Source organism: Oerskovia merdavium (assembly GCF_014836755.1).
GTDB lineage: Bacteria > Actinomycetota > Actinomycetes > Actinomycetales > Cellulomonadaceae > Oerskovia > Oerskovia merdavium.
In genome coordinates this window covers 43,685-60,137 of record NZ_JACSQF010000020.1, presented here as the reverse complement: position 1 = coordinate 60,137, position 16,453 = coordinate 43,685, and the positions used below count along the sequence as shown (strand labels likewise).

Sequence of the window (16,453 nt, the reverse complement as noted above, 5' to 3'; positions counted from 1 at the left end):
GCGCGCCCCGTCGGGCACTGCGGTCCTGGCGCCGGTCAGACCGGCGCCAGGCGCGAGGCGGGAGCGATCAGGAGTCGCCGCCCGCGTTGCCGGACGTGCCGGCCGTGACGTCCATCAGACGGTACTTCTCGATGGCCTGGGCCGAGGCCTCGGCCGGGACCTTGCCCTGCTTCGCGAGCTGCTGGAGCACGCGCACCACGACCGAGGGACCGTCGATCTTGAAGTGACGACGGGCCGCGGCACGCGTGTCGGAGAAGCCGAAGCCGTCCGCACCGAGCACCGCGTAGTCGCCCGGGACCCACTGGCGGACCTGGTCGGGGACCAGGTGGTCGTAGTCGCTCGTCGCGACGAACGGACCCTCGGCGCCCTGGAGCTTGGCCGTCAGGTACGGCACGCGCGGCGTCGCGGCCGGGTTGAGGAACGCGTCCTGCTCGGCGGCCAGGCCGTCGCGGCGCAGCTCGTTCCAGCTCGTGACGCTCCAGACGTCCGCGGAGACGCCCCAGTCCTTCTCGAGGAGCTCCTGCGCCTCGAGAGCCCACGGCACGCCCACGCCCGAGGCGAGGATCTGCGCCTTGGGTCCCGACGCCTCGGAGACCTTGATGCGGTGGATGCCGCGCAGGATGCCCTCGACGTCGACGTCCTCCGGCTCGACCGGCTGCTGCATGGGCTCGTTGTAGACCGTCACGTAGTACATGACGTTCTGGTCGCGCCCGTCCGAGCCGTCGCCGTACATGCGCTCGATGCCGTCGCGCACGATGTGGCGGATCTCGTAGCCGTAGACCGGGTCGTACTGGACGATCGCCGAGTTGGTGCCGGCCAGCAGCGGCGAGTGGCCGTCCGCGTGCTGGAGGCCCTCACCGGTGAGCGTCGTGCGCCCGGCCGTCGCGCCGATGATGAACCCGCGGGTCAGCTGGTCGCCCGCGGCCCAGAACTGGTCGCCCGTGCGCTGGAACCCGAACATCGAGTAGAAGATGTAGAACGGGATCATCACCTCGCCCTGCGTGGCGTACGAGGTGCCGACCGACTGGAACGCGGCCGCGGAACCGGCCTCGTTGATGCCGGTGTGCATGATCTGCCCGGCCTCGGACTCCTTGTAGCTCAGCATGAGCTCGCGGTCCACGGCGAGGTAGTTCTGGCCCTGCGTGTTGAAGATCTTCGCGGACGGGAAGATCGAGTCCAGACCGAAGGTCCGGGCCTCGTCCGGGATGATCGGCACGATGCGCTTGCCGATCTCCTTGTCCTTGATGAGGTCCTTGAGCAGCCGGACGAACGCCATGGTGGAGGCGATCTCCTGGTTGCCCGAGCCCTTCTTGAGGATCTCGTACGTCTTGTCGCCCGGCAGCGTGACGGGGGCCGGTGCGGAGCGGCGCTCCGGCACGTAGCCGCCGAGCTGACGGCGACGCTCCTGCATGTACTGGATCTCCGGCGCGTCGGCACCCGGGTGGTAGTACGGGGGCTCGTACGGGTTGGCGTCGAGCTCCTCGTCCGTGATCGGGATGCGCAGCGAGTCGCGCAGCGTCTTGAGGTCGGCCAGGCCGACCTTCTTCATCTGGTGCGTCGAGTTGCGCCCCGCGAAGCCCGAGCCCAGGCCGTAGCCCTTGACCGTGTGGGCCAGGATGACCGTGGGCTGGCCCGTGTGGGCCGTGGCCGCCGCGTACGCCGCGTAGAGCTTGCGGTAGTCGTGGCCGCCGCGCTTGAGGGCCCAGATGTCGTCGTCCGACATGTTCTCGACGAGCTGCTTGGTGCGCGGGTCGCGACCGAAGAAGTGCTCGCGGATGAACGCGCCGCTCTCGGCCCGGTAGGTCTGGTAGTCGCCGTCGGGCGTGACGTTCATCAGGTTGACGAGCGCACGGTCCTTGTCGGCGTTGAGCAGGGTGTCCCACTCGCGGCCCCAGATGACCTTGATGACGTTCCAGCCCGCGCCGCGGAACTGCGCCTCGAGCTCCTGGATGATCTTGCCGTTGCCACGGACCGGGCCGTCGAGGCGCTGCAGGTTGCAGTTGACCACGAAGTTCAGGTTGTCCAGGCCCTGCTGCGCGGCGAGCTGCAGCATGCCGCGGCTCTCCGGCTCGTCCATCTCGCCGTCACCGAGGAAGGCCCAGACGTTCTGCTGGCTCGTGTCCTTGATGCCGCGGTTGTGCAGGTAGCGGTTGGTCCACGCCTGGTAGATGGCCGAGGCCGGGCCGAGGCCCATGGAGACCGTGGGGAACTCCCAGAAGTCCGGCATGAGGCGCGGGTGCGGGTAGGACGGCAGGCCGCCGCCCGCGTGCGACTTCTCCTGGCGGAACCCGTCGAGCTGGTCCGCCGAGAGGCGACCCTCGAGGAACGCGCGGGCGTAGACGCCGGGGCTCGCGTGACCCTGGAAGTAGACCTGGTCACCGCCGCCCGGGTGGTCCTTGCCGCGGAAGAAGTGGTTCAGGCCCACCTCGTACAGCGTCGCGACCGACGCGTAGGACGAGATGTGTCCACCGACCCCGATCCCGGGACGCTGGGCGCGCGTGACCATGACGGCGGCGTTCCAGCGGTTCCAGCTGCGGTAACGACGCTCCATGGCCTCGTCGCCGGGGAAGTACGGCTCCTCGTGCACACCGATGGTGTTGACGTAGGGCGTGTTGATGGACGTGGGGATCGCGACGTTGCGCTCGCGTGCTCGCTTGAGCATGTTGAGCAGGACGTAGCGCGCACGAGGGCCGCCACGGTCGTCGATCAGTCCGTCCAGGGACTCGACCCACTCGCTCGTCTCAGCGGGGTCGATGTCCGGTACTTGGCTGAGCAGACCGTTGATCAGCGGTCCTGTCTCGTCAAACGAAGCCACCAGCAACCTCATATCTCGTTCGGAGCGGTATTCGGATTGAATCACGGCGCGGTACACCGTGCCCGCTCTCCTCCAGCCACTCCTGCGCAGCGAGAGCAGTCGCTGGTGGCGACTGTGCCCTCCACACTCTCGGGTGGTCGAACCATTCTGTTACCCCGCAGCCAGGAAGTCACACCACAAGGGGGTCAAGGGAGCGTGATCCTCATGACACAAGAGGGTGTGGGTCGGGTGAGCAGGGGGTGAAGGTGGTGGTCGTGCGAGGTCCGGCGAGGGTGGGTGCGGGCTCGCCGCAGGCCCGACGACGGAGCCCCCGTCAGGCCGTGGGGGCACCTTCGCGCGGGCTCTGACGTTGTGCCGAGTGCGGTTCCCCGCAACACTGGGCTTCTGCGCTGGTGGAAACGCCGCACGAAACGCCCGTCCTGCTGAGGCATGCGGGAGTGCCGTGGGCTACCTTTGCCAAGCAGGGCACTGATCATCAAGCAGTACGAAGAAGGGAAAGAGACACAAGTGGGAGCGACGACGGACCCCCAGGGTGCAGGACGCCTGGGGTTCCTCTCTGGCCATGTGGTGCAGGAGTTCGGTTGGGGCGAGGACGTCGACGACGACCTGCGCGCCGAGATCGAGGAGCTCGTCGGCTCCGAGCTGGTGGACGAGGACTACGGCGACGTGACCGACGGCGTCGTCGTCTGGTGGCGCGAGGACGACGGCGACCTGGCCGACATGCTCGTGGACGTCCAGACCGTGCTCGACGACGGTGGTCTCATCTGGATCTTCACGCCCAAGGCGGGCCGCGACGGCCACGTGGGCCACAACGACCTCCAGGAGGCCGCGACGACGGCCGGCCTGCACGCGACCAGCACGTTCGCGATCGCGCCGGACTGGTCCGCGACCAAGCTCGGGACGCGTGGCCGTGGGCGCTGAGGCGCCCGAGCTCGTGGTCCGGCCCGGCGACGTCGCCCCGGACTTCACGCTGACCGACACGCACGGCACCCCGGTCCGGCTCTCGGACCTGCGCGGTGGCCCCGTCCTGCTCGTGTTCGTGCCGTTCGCCTTCTCGGGGACGTGCACGAGCGAGCTGTGCGAGCTCCGCGACAACATCGAGGACTTCGAGACCGCGGGCGTCACGCTCTTCGCGATCTCGTGCGACCCCGTGTTCTCGCTCAAGGCCTGGGCCGCGCAGGAGGGCTACACGTTCGAGCTCCTGTCCGACTTCTGGCCGCACGGCGAGGTCTCGCGCCAGTACGGGGTGTTCGACGACGAACGCGGCCTCGCGATCCGCGGCAGCTTCCTGATCGACGCGGACGGCGTCGTCCGGTGGTCCGTCGTGAACCCGCGCGGGCAGCGCCGGGACCTCGCGGGGTACAAGGCGGCGCTCGCGGAGCTCTGACGCACCTCCTCGGCGGGCGTGCCGCGGCTCTGAGTCGTGGTGCGCCCGCTCGTGCGTCGATAGACCGGTGAACCGCGTGGTCGTGGGACGAACGACGACCGGTCCCACGGACCGGCGTTCGACGGGCGCCCCGGCGTGGTCCGCCGGTGCGGTCCGTGCGTCGTCGGGCGGGCGATGCCCGATCTGCGGCTGATGTGCGAGGCACGGCCGGTGACCCGGTAGGCTGTGCACCGCTGTTCTGGGGCCTGTAGCTCAGTTGGTTAGAGCGCCACGCTTACACCGTGGATGTCGGGGGTTCGAGTCCCTCCGGGCCCACCATCACAGACGTCGGCAGTGCTCCTGGCACCGGGACGACGTCCTGCCGACGAGGCCCGCCTCGCCTGTGCCAGAGTGGGCGCATGGCATCTCGGCAGACCCTCGACGAGGCCGACCGTCGCCTGGTCGCACTGTGGGCCGCGGACTGCGCGGAGCGGGTCCTTCCCCTGTTCGAGGCCGAGGCTCCGGACGACGGACGCGCGCGCGACGGGGTCGAGCGCGCACGGTCGTTCGGGCGCGGTGAGCTCGACACCGCCGGGGAGATCCGCCGCCGGTTCGTCGCGGGCCGGGCAGCGCAGTCGGCGACGACGCCCGCGGCCGTCGCCGCCGCACGGGCAGCCGGGCAGGCCTCAGGCGTCGCGCACATGGGTGCGCACGCCCTCGGAGCGGCCGCCTACGCGGCGAAGGCCGCCGCGCTCGCCGGCACCGACCAGGAAGCCGGCCGTCGTGCGGAGGTCCGCTGGCAGGTCGCGCACATGTCCGCGGGCGTCCGCACCGCTCTCGCACACCTGCCGCTGCTCGGCGAGGACTCCTCCGGTCCCCTGGGGGCGGGGTTGCTGGCGTCGGGGGTGCTCGCCACGACCATCCGCGAGATCCAGGCCGAGCTGGTGCGCGAGCCGTCGGCCGACTGACCGTCGCGCCTTCCACCCTCTGCCGCAGCGTCGTCGGGGCCCCGCGGTCGGGCGGTGCACCCGGCGTCGACGGGCTCCCACCGGGCTGGACGGCGGACGAACGGGCTGCCGCGACAGTCCTCCACTGACAGCAACGATGCGTGTCGGTGGCTTCTCCTACTGTGACGTCCGACGCCGCGCCGACGGAGCGCGGTCGCCCTCGGACCCCGGTCCGACGGCCCGGACGAGACGGCGGGAAGCACGTGTTCGAGAAGATCAAGGGTTGGCTCCAGGGAGGCGACGACGGTGCGGTCGAGGGCGGCGGGGCGCCGCTCGGGATCGAGAAGGCGCGGCGCGGCGCACCGTCCGGCAGGCTGGTCGACGGGCTGAAGATCCTGGACGCGGACACCCCGGGTCTCGCGGCGCGGGCGGTCGCCTACGTCCACACCGGAGAGGGCCCCGAGCTCGTGACCGAGCTCTCGCAGCGCGGCGACGACTCGACGGACCGCCTGCTCAACCGACCCGCGACGCTCGGCGTGTGGACCTACACGAGCCAGGCCCAGGACAAGGCCATCAAGGAGCGCGTGCCCGGCTGGAACGTGGACAAGAGCGCGACGGCCCGCAGCAACCTCTACACGCTCACCGAACCCGTCGAGGTCGAGGCGCTCGTCCGTCTCGGACGGCTCTTCGCAGCCGTCTCGCCCGACGTCTCGCGCGCCTCGGACCGGCTTCCTGCCTGGTTCGCGGCCCTGCTGACGGACGTCGCGAAGACGTGCGGCGACCGCCGCACCCGGGGCAAGGGTGACAAGCCCGGCATCCGCGACCGGTGGACGCCCGAGCTGCTGGTCGTGATCCTGCGCGACGGCGGCGTGGCCGAGGAGAGCATCCCGGCCGCCGTCGTGGCGGCGATCTTCGACCGTCCCGTCACGGCGGACTACTACGGCGACCCCCTCGCGGTGTTCGCGGCGCAGGCCGGCGTCGAGGACTACCTGGTCGCCCATCGCGACGAGGTCGTGGCCGTCGCCTCGCTGCTGCGCGCGACCGGCAAGGTCGAGCTGCTCCAGTTCCTGCGCGCCCAGCCCGCGGCGCGTGACGCGTTCGTCGGGGTCGTGGCGCAGCTCGCGACGGACAGCGCCAAGTCGGTGCGCGAGCAGGCCGCGGGCAACCTCGCGGCGTTGCCCGCCGCGCGCCAGGTCGAGCTTCTCGAACCCCTGCTCGCCACCATGCCCGCGAGCCGTCTCGGTGGGCTCGTGACCCACCTCGTGGGTGTCGAGGGCGGGCTCGACGCGCTGCGACGCGCGCACGCCGCCGACGGCCGCGGTGCTCGCGGCACGCTGCTCTCGAACGCGCTCGAGCGCGCCACCGCCCTCGACGTCGAGACGGTCGTGGTCGACGAGCCTCTCGACCTCCCGCCCTTCACCCCGCTGCCCGACGCCGAGCTCGGCGAGCCGTTCGTCCGCTCGGCGCGCGACGCGGTCGACCGCCGCCTCGCCGCGGCCCGCAAGGAGCTCGAGGACCTCGAGGCGCTGCCCAAGGCCGAGGCTCAGAGCTGGCGGCTCTCGCACGCACGGGGAACGGTCAAGGACCTCTCGGCGATCACCGACGACCACCTCCGTCAGGTCGGCCAGTACCTCTCCGGCGCACTCACCAAGGTGCCGCCGCACAAGGTGCTCGTCGAGCTCCAGGCACCCGCGATCCGCAATCGCCTCGAGGGCCTGACCATGCTCCACGACATCCGCTTCGCGCGCTCGCACGGCGGGGGCCGGCAGCGGTACCCCTGGTACCAGCTCAACGCCACGTCCGACCTCGCGATGGACGTGCGGATCCTGGCCGACGGCGTCGAGCGCGCGGGCGTCCAGGACGCCGAGTCGGCCGTCGCGGAGCTCGTGTTCGACTCCTGGTTCGCCCGGGAGACGTTCGCGCCCGAGCACCTGTGGCCCTACTACGCCGAGCACCCTGCCGCGCTCGAGACCCACCTCGGTCTACGCCCCCCGACCAAGGTCGACAGCTACAGCCGCTCCGAGCGGCTCGAGGTCGCGCTCACGATCCTCGGTGGTTTCCCCACGATCCCGAACCGCTACCTCCCGCGCCTGGCCGAGCTCGCGCTCGGGGAGGGCAAGACGCACCGCGTCGCCGCGCAGAAGGTGCTCGAGTCGCACGCCGGTGCCCGCGACCTGGCCGAGCAGGGGCTGCGCGACGGCAAGACCGAGATCCGGGTCACGGCCGCCGTCTGGCTCCAGCGCCTGGGAGACCCGGCCGCGATCCCGGCGCTGCGTGCGGCGCTCACCAAGGAACGCCGCGAGGTGGCCCGCGCGGCGCTCCTCGGAGCGCTCGAGGCGCTCGGTGACGACATCTCCACGGAGATCGCCCCCGTGACCCTGCTCGCCGAGGCGACCAAGGGCCTCAAGGGCAAGGCCCCCGCGAGCATGGCCTGGTTCCCCGTCGACGGGCTGCCCCAGCTCCGGTGGGCCGCGGACGGGAAGCCCGTGCCGGCCGAGGTCGTGCGGTGGTGGGTCGTGCTCTCCGTCAAGCTCAAGGACCCCAGCGGGCTCGGCCTGGTCGCCCGCTACGTCTCGCTGCTCGACGAGCAGAGCCGCGCGGCGCTCGGCCGGTTCGTGCTCGACGCGTGGATCGGTCAGGACACGCGTGGCCCTTCCGCCGAGGAGAGCCGCGCCTATGCCGACCGCGAGGCCCAGCAGCGCTACGACCGCTACCAGCACTGGTACAAGCAGCACCCCCAGTACTACGAGGCAGAGGCCTCCCGGACGGTCGACCAGCACCACCAGGACGCTTTCCGCGAGCACCAGGCCAACTACCTCGGGTCGGCCATCAACGACAAGGGGCTGCTCGCCCTGACCGTCGGCATGCCGGGTACGGACCTGTCCCGTGCCGCCCAGCAGTACCTCAAGACGCACATCACCCGACGCGCGCAGATCGAGGCACTCGTCCGGGCGCTCGCGGCCAACGGCGACCCGGCAGCCATCCAGCTCCTGCTGTCGGTCGCGCGCCGCCACCGGCAGGCCACGGTGCAGGCGACCGCTCAGGCCCTCGCCCAGGACCTGGCCGATCGCCGGGGCTGGTCCGCCGAGGAGCTCGCGGACCGCACGGTGCAGACCGCGGGCTTTGAGGACGACGGGATCCTGCACCTGCACCTCGGCGCACGCGAGTTCACGGGGCGCATCACGCCCACGTTCACGCTCGAGCTCACCAACGAGGCGGGCAAGGTCGTCAAGGCGTTGCCCGCGGCCCGGGTGGACGACGACGCCGAGCAGGTCAAGGCTGCCAAGTCGCAGCTCTCGGCGAGCAGGAAGGAGCTCAAGGCCGTCGTCGCGCTGCAGACGCAGCGCCTGTACGAGGCCATGTGCACCGGGCGCGAGTGGCCCGCGGCCGACTGGCAGGAGTTCGTGGCCGGCCACCCGATCATGTCGCGGCTCGCCGCCGGCCTCGTCTGGCTCGAGAACCCCGGTCCGGACCAGCGGGCGTTCCGCCCGGGCGACGGGGGAGCGCTGATCGACGTCGACGACGAGGACGTGACCCTCGCCGACGGGGCGACCGTGGCGGTCGCGCACGGGGTGCTGCTCGGCGCGGACCAGACCGACCGCTGGCGCGAGCACCTCGCCGACTACGAGATCAAGCCGCTGTTCGACCAGCTCGAGGTCGCGGTGCCCGTCACGGACCAGAAGGCGACGTCGATCGCGGACCGCCAGGGCTGGCTCACCGACAGCTTCACGGTGCGCGGCCGCGCGACCAAGCTCGGCTACTCGCGCAGCCAGGCGGAGGACGGCGGGTGGTTCTCGGGCTACGAGAAGGCGTACCCGAGCGTGGGGATCACCGCGATCATCGAGTTCACGGGCGCGTTCCTGCCCGAGGAGAACATCCCCGCGGCCCTCACCCAGCTGGTCTTCCGCCGCACCACGCGGGCCTACGGGCAGAGCGCCGAGGCACGCCTCGCGGACCTGCCGCCCGTCCTGGTCGCGGAGTCCTACCGCGACTACCTGACCGTCGCTGCCGGTGGCAGCTTCGACGCCGAGTGGGAGAAGAAGAGCGCATGGTGACCACACCGACCGCCGCACCGAGCAGCACGCCCCCGGTCCTCGACCGCGAGGCGGCGCAGGAGATCCGCCCGCCCGCCGAGGTGCGGTTCGCGCACGAGCTCGCCGCTCTCGAGGCGGCCGACCGGGCCAGGGGAGCAGAGCTCCCGCCCGGCTGGCGGCTCAGCCCGCGGGCCGTCCGTGCCTTCGTCGTGGGCGACGCGGAGCTCGGGGTGCGCCGGAAGTTCTACGGCGACGACCCGCTCGTGGACCGTGCCGTCGTCTCCCTGCTGGGACGTCAGGGCCTCATGCTCGTGGGCGAGCCCGGCACCGCGAAGTCGAGGCTCTCCGAGCTGCTCGCGGCCGCGGTGAGCGGCACGTCGAACCTCACCGTCCAGGGCACGGCCGGCACCACCGAGGACCACATCCGGTACTCGTGGAACTACGCGCTGCTCATCGCCGAGGGGCCCAGCGAGCGCTCGCTCGTGCCGTCGGCCGTCCAGCAGGCCATGAGCGCCGGGAAGATCGTGCGGTTCGAGGAGATCACGCGCTGCGCCCCCGAGATCCAGGACACCCTGGTCTCGATCCTGTCGGAGAAGCAGCTCATGATCCCCGAGCTCGGGAGCGAGGCGCGGGTCTCGGCCCGGCCGGGGTTCAACGTGCTCGCGACCGCAAACCTCAAGGACCGTGGCGTGCACGAGATGTCGGCCGCGCTCAAGCGGCGGTTCAACTTCGAGACCATCAAGCCGCTGACGGACCGCCAGTTCGAGATCGACCTCATCGAGGCGCAGCTGACCGCCGAGCTCGGTGCGCCCGCCGACCGCCCCCCGCTCTCGCGCGACGTCCTGGACGTGCTCGTCACGGCGTTCCAGGACCTGCGGACCGGGGCCACGAGCAACGGGGCGCCCGTCAAGCGACCCGAGACCGTGATGTCGACGGCCGAGGCCGTCAACGTCGCGGTCGCGGCCTCGCTCGAGGCGCGCTACCTCGGCGACGGGACGGTGACCCCCGCCGAGGTCGCGCGCCAGCTCGCGGGCGTGGCCTCCAAGGGGGACGAGGAGGACGCCCGTCGGCTCCGGCACTACGTCGACAACGTGGTGCGCGAGCGTGCACGGCGCGACCCGCGCTGGAAGTCCTTCCTCTCGGCGGCGGAGTCCCTGTGGCAGTAGCACCCGTGCCGGTGCGGGCGGCCTGGGGGCTCGCTCCCGAGAGGATGCGGCGGGCAGTCGCGGGCGTCGAGGCGCTGCGGGACGAGGGCGTCTACCTCGCCCCCGTCCGGCACCACAGCCCGGCGTGCGCGCTCGCTGTCGAGGCGCTCCTCGAGGAGGTCCGTCCCGCCGTCGTGCTCATCGAAGGGCCCGAGGAGTACGGCCGGCTCCTGCCCGCGCTGCTCGACCCCCGCACGCGCCCTCCCGTCGCCGTGCTGAGCCTCGGGACCGACGGCAAGGGGGCGGGGTTCTACCCCCTCGCCGAGTTCTCGCCCGAGTGGGTCGCGCTGCGCGCGGCCGACCGGCTGGGAGCGCAGGTCGCGTTCGTCGACCGGTCCTGGGCTGCGCGGGAGGAGGCCGCCGCGCCGGGTGCGTCAGACGCGCCCGACGCACCCGACGCACCGGGCGAGGACGAGGACGACGCGTTCGCCCGGACCCTGCAGTCCGAGCGCAACCTCGCGCACTCGCGGACCGTCGCGGCCATCGCGGAGCGTCTCGGGTGCCGCGACCACGACGAGGTGTGGGACCACCTGTTCGAGGCACGCACGCGCGAGCAGCTCACGGACTGGCGCGAGCTCTTCGACGACGTCTTCGCATGGGCGGCGCTCGCGCGCCTGGACTACGAGGAGGAGGTGCTCGACGCCGACGGGTCGCTCGCACGGGAGGCCCTCATGTCCGCCCGGGTCGCCGAGCACAGGGCTCGGGTCGAGGGGCCCGTGGTCGTCGTGACGGGCGCGTTCCACACGCTCGCGCTCGTCGAGGCGCTCACCGGGGCGCCCGAGGGTGAGGCGGTCGTGGGCCGCCGTCCGGCAGGCGGCTACGGCGACCCGGCCGCCGCCGACGCCTGGCTGATCCGTTACGACCACGAGCGGCTCGACGGCCTGCGCGGATACGGCGCGGGCATGCCCTCGCCCGGGTACTACGAGCGTCTCTGGGCCGCGCACCACGACCCCGCCGGGCCCTCGGCGCTCAGCACCGCGCTCCTCGTCGACGTCGCGGCCGCCGCCACGACCCGTGGCGCGCAGGTGAGCTTTGCCGAGGTGGCGTCGGCGGCCGAGCAGGCTCGTCGTCTCGCGGACCTGCGCGAGCGGCCGTGGCCGGGGCGTACCGACCTGCTCGACGCCCTCACCTCGTGCTTCGTCAAGGACGACGGCGGGCTCGACCTGGGCCTGGGACGTCCCCTCGGGCAGGCCGTCGCCGAGGTGTTCGGAGGCCGGGCACTGGGTGAGGTCCCGCCGGGGCTCGCGTCGCCACCGCTCGTCCAGCGCGCCCGGGAACAGGCCGAGGCGCTGCGGCTCGTCGTGACCGACTCGACGCCGCGCCGCACGCGCCTCGACGCCCGGCGCACGCCCCGGCACCGGGAGCGCCGGGCCTTCCTCGCGCTCATGGACTTCGTGGGGAGCGGGTTCGCGCACCAGGTCTCGGGTCCTGACCACGTGTCGGGCCGCGGTCTCGGGCTGCTGGTCGAGGAGTGGGAGTACGCCTGGACGCCGCTCGTCGAGGCCTCCCTGGTCGAGCTCTCGCACCAGGGGGCGACGCTCGAGGCCGTCGCGGTGCACCGCCTGCACCGGCTCGAGCACGAGCTCGCGACGACGGGCCGCTCGGCGCTCGGGGTCGCGCGACTCGTCGCGCAGGCCGTCGTCCTCGGGCTCACCGACCATCTCGACCGGCTCGTCGCTCTCCTGCGGTCAACGCTCGACGTCGACCCGTCGCTCGAGTCGGTCGTGGGCGGGCTGCACCGCCTGGTCGACCTGTGGGACGCGCGCGTCGAGCTCGGCCTGGACGAGCACGCCACCGAGCTGCTCGACCTGGTCGACCACGGCCTGGCGACCGCCGCCTACCTGGTTCCCGGCCTGGGGAAGGTCGACGCGGACGCGGAGCCCGCGGCCGTGGTGACGCTCGTCTCGCTGCGAGACCTCCTGCGCGAGGTGCACCGCGCGGGCGATCGTCCCCGCGTGCCCGACGACGGCGCGCGGGCTCTCGCGGACGCGCCCGGTACGGGCGGAGCACCCGGCCGCAGCGCACGAGGCGTCGAGCCCGTGCGCCGCGAGCTGGACCGTCTGCGCGAGGACCGCGGCACGGCCCCAGGAGTCCGGGGAGCCCTCGTGGGGCTTACCGCGGTCGACGACGCCCTCGACGACGACGTGCTGGTCGCCGAGGTGCGCGCCCAGCTCAGCCCCGGCGCGGACCCGGTCGCGGCGGTCCGCTTCCTCGGGGGGCTGCTGCGGGTGGCCCCCGACCTCCTGCTGCACACCCCCGAGCTGTTCGACGCGGTCCACGCCGGGCTGCGAGACCTCGACGAGGCCGCGTTCCTGGCCGTCCTGCCGGACCTGCGCCGCGCCTTCACGTGGCTCAAGCCCGCCGAGACGCACCGGCTCGCGCAGCAGGTCGCCGAACGCACGGGGACCCGCGCCGAGCGGATCGACGTGCACCTGGCGGCGACCGAGCAGGACCTCGAGGCGGGCCTCGCGCTCGAGCGCGAGCTCGCTGCGATGCTCGACCGCGACGGCCTCGGTGCCTGGGGCGGCGGGACGCGTCACGCGCACGCCGGCTCCACGGGCCCGGCCGCCGACCGGACGCTCGACGACCAGGCCGACCACGACCTCCAGGAGAACCATTCGTGACCGCCCCGCACACCGACCGCGACAGCGCCCGCCGCCCCGGTGGTGGCGCCGCCGTCCCCGTGACCGGCCTCGCGGTCGGCCCTGCGACCAGCCAGGTGACCGACCAGGAGGCCGCTCGCCGCTGGCGGCTCGTCCTGGGGCGCTACGCGGCCCAGGAGCTCCAGCAGGGGCAGGGCGACGCAGGGATCGAACGAGCGCTGCAGTACCTCTACGACCGCGAGTACGTCGAGCGCGGCCACCGTCTGGGCAAGCAGCCGGGCGCTCGGGGCGGCGGAGGGAGCCTCGATCCCTCGGCGCTCAAGGCGCTCGACTGGCTCGGCCAGGCGCGCACGCTCTTCCCGCGCGAGACCTTCGAGCGCATGCAGGTCGACGCGGTGAGCCGCTACCGGCTCACCGAGCTGCTCGCCGACCCGGACGCAGCCGAGGCCCTCGAGCCCAGCCGCGAGCTCGCGACCGCGCTGCTGCAGGTCCGCGGCCGGCTCGACGAGCGTGCCGCGGCCGGGCTGCGGTCCGTCATCGCGCGCGTGGTCGAGGACATCGTGCGGCGGCTGCGCCCGCAGTTCGCGACCGCACTGAGCGGACGCAAGGACCGGTCGCGGCGCTCGATGCACAAGGTCAGCCAGAACTTCGACGGCAAGCGCACGCTCCAGGCCAACCTCTCGCGCTACGACCCCGAGTCGGGCCGGCTGATCGTCCAGGACGTGCGGTTCGTGTCCCGGGCGCGTCGCACGCTCACCTGGGAGGTCGTGCTCCTCGTCGACCAGTCGGGGTCCATGGCGGCCTCGCTCCTGTACAGCGCGGTCTGCGCGGGCATCATGTCGGCCCTGCCAGGGATCACGGTGCGGCTCGCGGTGTTCGACACCAACGTGGTCGACCTGTCGCACCTCGCGCACGACCCGGTCGCGGTCCTCCTCACGGCCCAGCTCGGGGGAGGCACCGACATCGCCAAGGCCATGCGCTACGCCGAGCAGCAGGTGACGAACCCGAGCCGCACGGTCGTGGTGCTCGTGAGCGACTTCGAGGAGGGCGGGTCGGTGGCCCAGCTCCTCGCGTCCGTCCGGCGGCTCGCGGAGTCGGGCGTCCGGCTGCTCGGCCTCGCGGCGCTCGACGAGTCCGCCGAGCCCGTCTACGACCAGGGCACGGCGCGTCGCCTGGCCGAGAGCGGCATGCACGTCGCCGCGCTCACGCCCGAGCGGTTCGCCGAGTGGCTCGGGGAGGTGCTCGCATGACGCCCGCCTGGTTGGCCGTGTTCGCGGGGTACGACGACGCCGCGCTCGTCGCGCTCGGCAACGCGGGCCTGCTGCGGCGCGCCCGCAAGGACCTCGCCGGGGGAGAGGTGTCGCTCGCGTCGGAGTCCCCGGACGAGGTCGTGGTCGCCTGCGGGTCAGCGGTGGTCCGGCTCGGACCGAAGGGTCCGGTCGCCGCGTCGTGCTCGTGCCCGACGGCGGGCGTGTGCCAGCACGTCGTGGCCGCGTGCCTCTGGGCCCGCGAGCGCCCGGACGGCTCGTCGCCCGAACCCGTCGCGGACGACGGCAGCCGTGGGGCTGTGGCGGCGGACGGTGGAACGGTCGACGGAGGCGGCGGACGCGGCGCCCCCGCGGGCCCCGGTCCCGGACCTGCCGAGACCGGCGAGGCTGCCGACCCTCTCGCCGCGCTCCTCGACCTGACCCCGGCCGCAGTGTGCCGGGCCGCGGGCAAGGTGGCCGTGCGGCGGGTCGTCGAGCGTCTGCCGAGCGTGCTCCTCGCGGGAGTCACGGAGGAGGGTAACGGCATCACGGACGCGTGCGAGCTCGCGATCGACGGCGCACGGCTCACGATCTCGTGGCCGAGCGGCGGTCCGTCGACCAGCGTCGTATTCGTCGCCCCCGCGGGGTACGGCGGCATGGTCGTCGCGGGGAGGTCGACCGCCGCCGACCAGGCCGCCGCACGCCTCGAAGCGGTCGTCCGTGTCTTCGCGCGCGAGGGCCGCGCGTGGTCGTGGCCCCACGAGATCGAGGTCGAGCGCTCGGGCGAGCTGACCACCGCCCAGCGGGCTGGGCTCGAGGAGGCGAGCGCCGTCGTCGGGCACGTGGTCGATGCCGGGCTGTCCCACCTCGGTGCCGACGCCGCCGACACGCTCCGAGGAGCCGCCGGACGGGCCCGCCTCGTGGGCCTCCTGCTGCTCCACCGGCTCCTGCTCGTCGCCGCAGGGCTCGTCGACGGGCTCGCGTCGCGCGACGACGACGTGACCGAGGCCGACGCGCTGGGCGCGCTCGCCGAGGCGTGGGCGCTCGCGGCCGCGCTCCGGGACGCGCCTGCCGGGGCACTGCCGGACCTGGTCGGCGCTCCGGCCCGGCGAGGGCGCGGCACCACGGCCGACGTGGAGGACGAACGTCCCGGACGCCTCGTGCCGCTCGGGGTGCGGTGGTGGCGCGCCGCGAGCGGGGCGCGCGGCATGACCCTCACGGCCTGGGACCAGGAGCACGGCGTGGTGCGCACGGCCACGGCCGCGCGCCCGTCGGGAGCCGACCCGGCGTTCCGTCGCGACGTGGACCTGCCGATGCTGTGGGGGGCCTCGGTCGCGAGCGTCTGTGCGGGACCGTTCACGCTCGAGGCCCCTGAGATCCGCCCCGACGGGTCCCTCAGCGTCACCGCGCGCACGCGTCGCGTGGGGGGTGAGAGATTCGACGTCGAGGAGCTGCGCACCATCGCCGGGCGGCTCCAGGACACCGCGACCACCGGGGTGGTCGGCTTCGGTCGAGCGGCCCGCCGGGTGCGTCTGGTCATGGTGCGCGAGACGGGGGCCGTCGGGGTCGAGGAGGTGCGGCGTGAGGTCACCTGGCCCGTCATCGCGGCCGACGGCGCGACGCACGTCCTGCGCGTCGCGGTCGACCAGGAACGGAGCGTCGAGGCGCTGCTGTCGGTCGTCGCGTCGCGCCGACCCGTGGTCGCGGTCCTCGTCGAGCGCGAGCCGGGCGGGGGAGCGGACGAGCCCGTGGGCATCTTCCTGCGCGACGGCACGGGAGGGCTCGAGCTCTATTCGCCCTCGATGTCGCCCGTGTACCGCACGGCGCCGGGCTGGACCGCGATGCGTCGCCTCACGGCGCGGATCGCCGCGCTGCGCAAGGCGTCGACGACCACGCACGTCGCCGAGCCCGTCGACCGAGGGCCCGTCGTGCGGGTCTGCGAGCCCGCGCTCGAGGTCGTCGACTCCCTCGGGGCGACGGGCCGCCGCCGCCTCACGGGATGGCAGCACGAGGCGCTCACCACGCGCCAGCGCCTCGCCGGGGACCTCGGGATGGCGACCGTCGAACGATCCGTCGCGGACCTGCTCTCCGACCCCACGACGGAGAACGTGCTGCGGGCGAGGTTCGTGCTCGGTCGGGCGCTCGCGCTCACCGGACGGTAGGTCGGGGCAGGAGGAAGGCACCCGGGCAGCGGGCCGGGGCGGTGGCCGAGGAGTGTCAGACCCGCAGGGCAGAC

Annotated in this window: 9 protein-coding genes and 1 tRNA gene; 9 read left to right on the top strand and 1 reads right to left on the bottom strand. The window is 73.1% G+C overall.

The window, feature by feature from the left end; all coding sequences use genetic code 11:
* Positions 1–67: 67 nt before the first annotated feature.
* Positions 68–2,815 carry a pyruvate dehydrogenase (acetyl-transferring), homodimeric type gene (aceE, locus tag H9641_RS16695; RefSeq protein WP_191805558.1) on the bottom strand — a complete coding sequence of 916 codons (2,748 nt, stop codon included), beginning with the start codon at positions 2,813–2,815 and terminating at the stop codon, positions 68–70.
* A 507-nt stretch (positions 2,816–3,322) separates the two neighbouring features.
* On the opposite strand from aceE, the gene H9641_RS16690 reads away from it, so the two are divergent.
* The 9 genes from H9641_RS16690 to H9641_RS16650 all read left to right on the top strand — a co-directional run bounded on the left by H9641_RS16690 (position 3,323) and on the right by H9641_RS16650 (position 16,379).
* Positions 3,323–3,736 carry a DUF3052 domain-containing protein gene (locus H9641_RS16690; protein ID WP_056651057.1) on the top strand — a complete coding sequence of 138 codons (414 nt, stop codon included), beginning with the start codon at positions 3,323–3,325 and terminating at the stop codon, positions 3,734–3,736.
* Complete coding sequence (locus tag H9641_RS16685) at positions 3,720–4,202, top strand: peroxiredoxin (RefSeq protein ID WP_318244655.1); 483 nt, start codon at positions 3,720–3,722, stop codon at positions 4,200–4,202. Before H9641_RS16690 ends, H9641_RS16685 begins: the two co-directional genes overlap by 17 nt.
* A 241-nt stretch (positions 4,203–4,443) precedes the next feature.
* Positions 4,444–4,520, top strand: a tRNA-Val gene (locus tag H9641_RS16680).
* A gap of 80 nt (positions 4,521–4,600) precedes the next feature.
* Positions 4,601–5,149: a putative immunity protein gene (locus H9641_RS16675; protein WP_191805557.1), complete on the top strand. Its 549-nt coding sequence runs from the start codon at positions 4,601–4,603 to the stop codon at positions 5,147–5,149.
* A 146-nt stretch (positions 5,150–5,295) separates the two neighbouring features.
* Positions 5,296–9,183 carry a DUF4132 domain-containing protein gene (locus H9641_RS20810; protein ID WP_318244654.1) on the top strand — a complete coding sequence of 1,296 codons (3,888 nt, stop codon included), beginning with the start codon at positions 5,296–5,298 and terminating at the stop codon, positions 9,181–9,183.
* On the top strand, positions 9,177–10,328 hold the full coding sequence (locus H9641_RS16665; protein ID WP_191805555.1) for an ATP-binding protein: 1,152 nt from the start codon (positions 9,177–9,179) through the stop codon (positions 10,326–10,328). Before H9641_RS20810 ends, H9641_RS16665 begins: the two co-directional genes overlap by 7 nt.
* Positions 10,319–12,991 carry a DUF5682 family protein gene (locus H9641_RS16660; RefSeq protein WP_191805554.1) on the top strand — a complete coding sequence of 891 codons (2,673 nt, stop codon included), beginning with the start codon at positions 10,319–10,321 and terminating at the stop codon, positions 12,989–12,991. The genes H9641_RS16665 and H9641_RS16660 overlap by 10 nt, the downstream gene beginning before the upstream one ends.
* A complete protein-coding gene (locus H9641_RS16655; RefSeq protein ID WP_318244653.1) occupies positions 12,988–14,220 on the top strand; it encodes a VWA domain-containing protein in 1,233 nt (410 codons plus the stop codon). Before H9641_RS16660 ends, H9641_RS16655 begins: the two co-directional genes overlap by 4 nt.
* Positions 14,217–16,379: a hypothetical protein gene (locus H9641_RS16650; RefSeq protein ID WP_191805553.1), complete on the top strand. Its 2,163-nt coding sequence runs from the start codon at positions 14,217–14,219 to the stop codon at positions 16,377–16,379. The genes H9641_RS16655 and H9641_RS16650 overlap by 4 nt, the downstream gene beginning before the upstream one ends.
* Positions 16,380–16,453: the final 74 nt, after the last annotated feature.

What these genes read in the sequence shown, in the direction of transcription:
- H9641_RS16650 (WP_191805553.1), top strand. Translation starts at nt 14,217, where the DNA reads ATGACGCCCGCCTGGTTGGCCGTGTTCGCGGGGTACGACGACGCCGCG.
- H9641_RS16665 (WP_191805555.1), top strand. Translation starts at nt 9,177, where the DNA reads ATGGTGACCACACCGACCGCCGCACCGAGCAGCACGCCCCCGGTCCTC.
- H9641_RS16675 (WP_191805557.1), top strand. Translation starts at nt 4,601, where the DNA reads ATGGCATCTCGGCAGACCCTCGACGAGGCCGACCGTCGCCTGGTCGCA.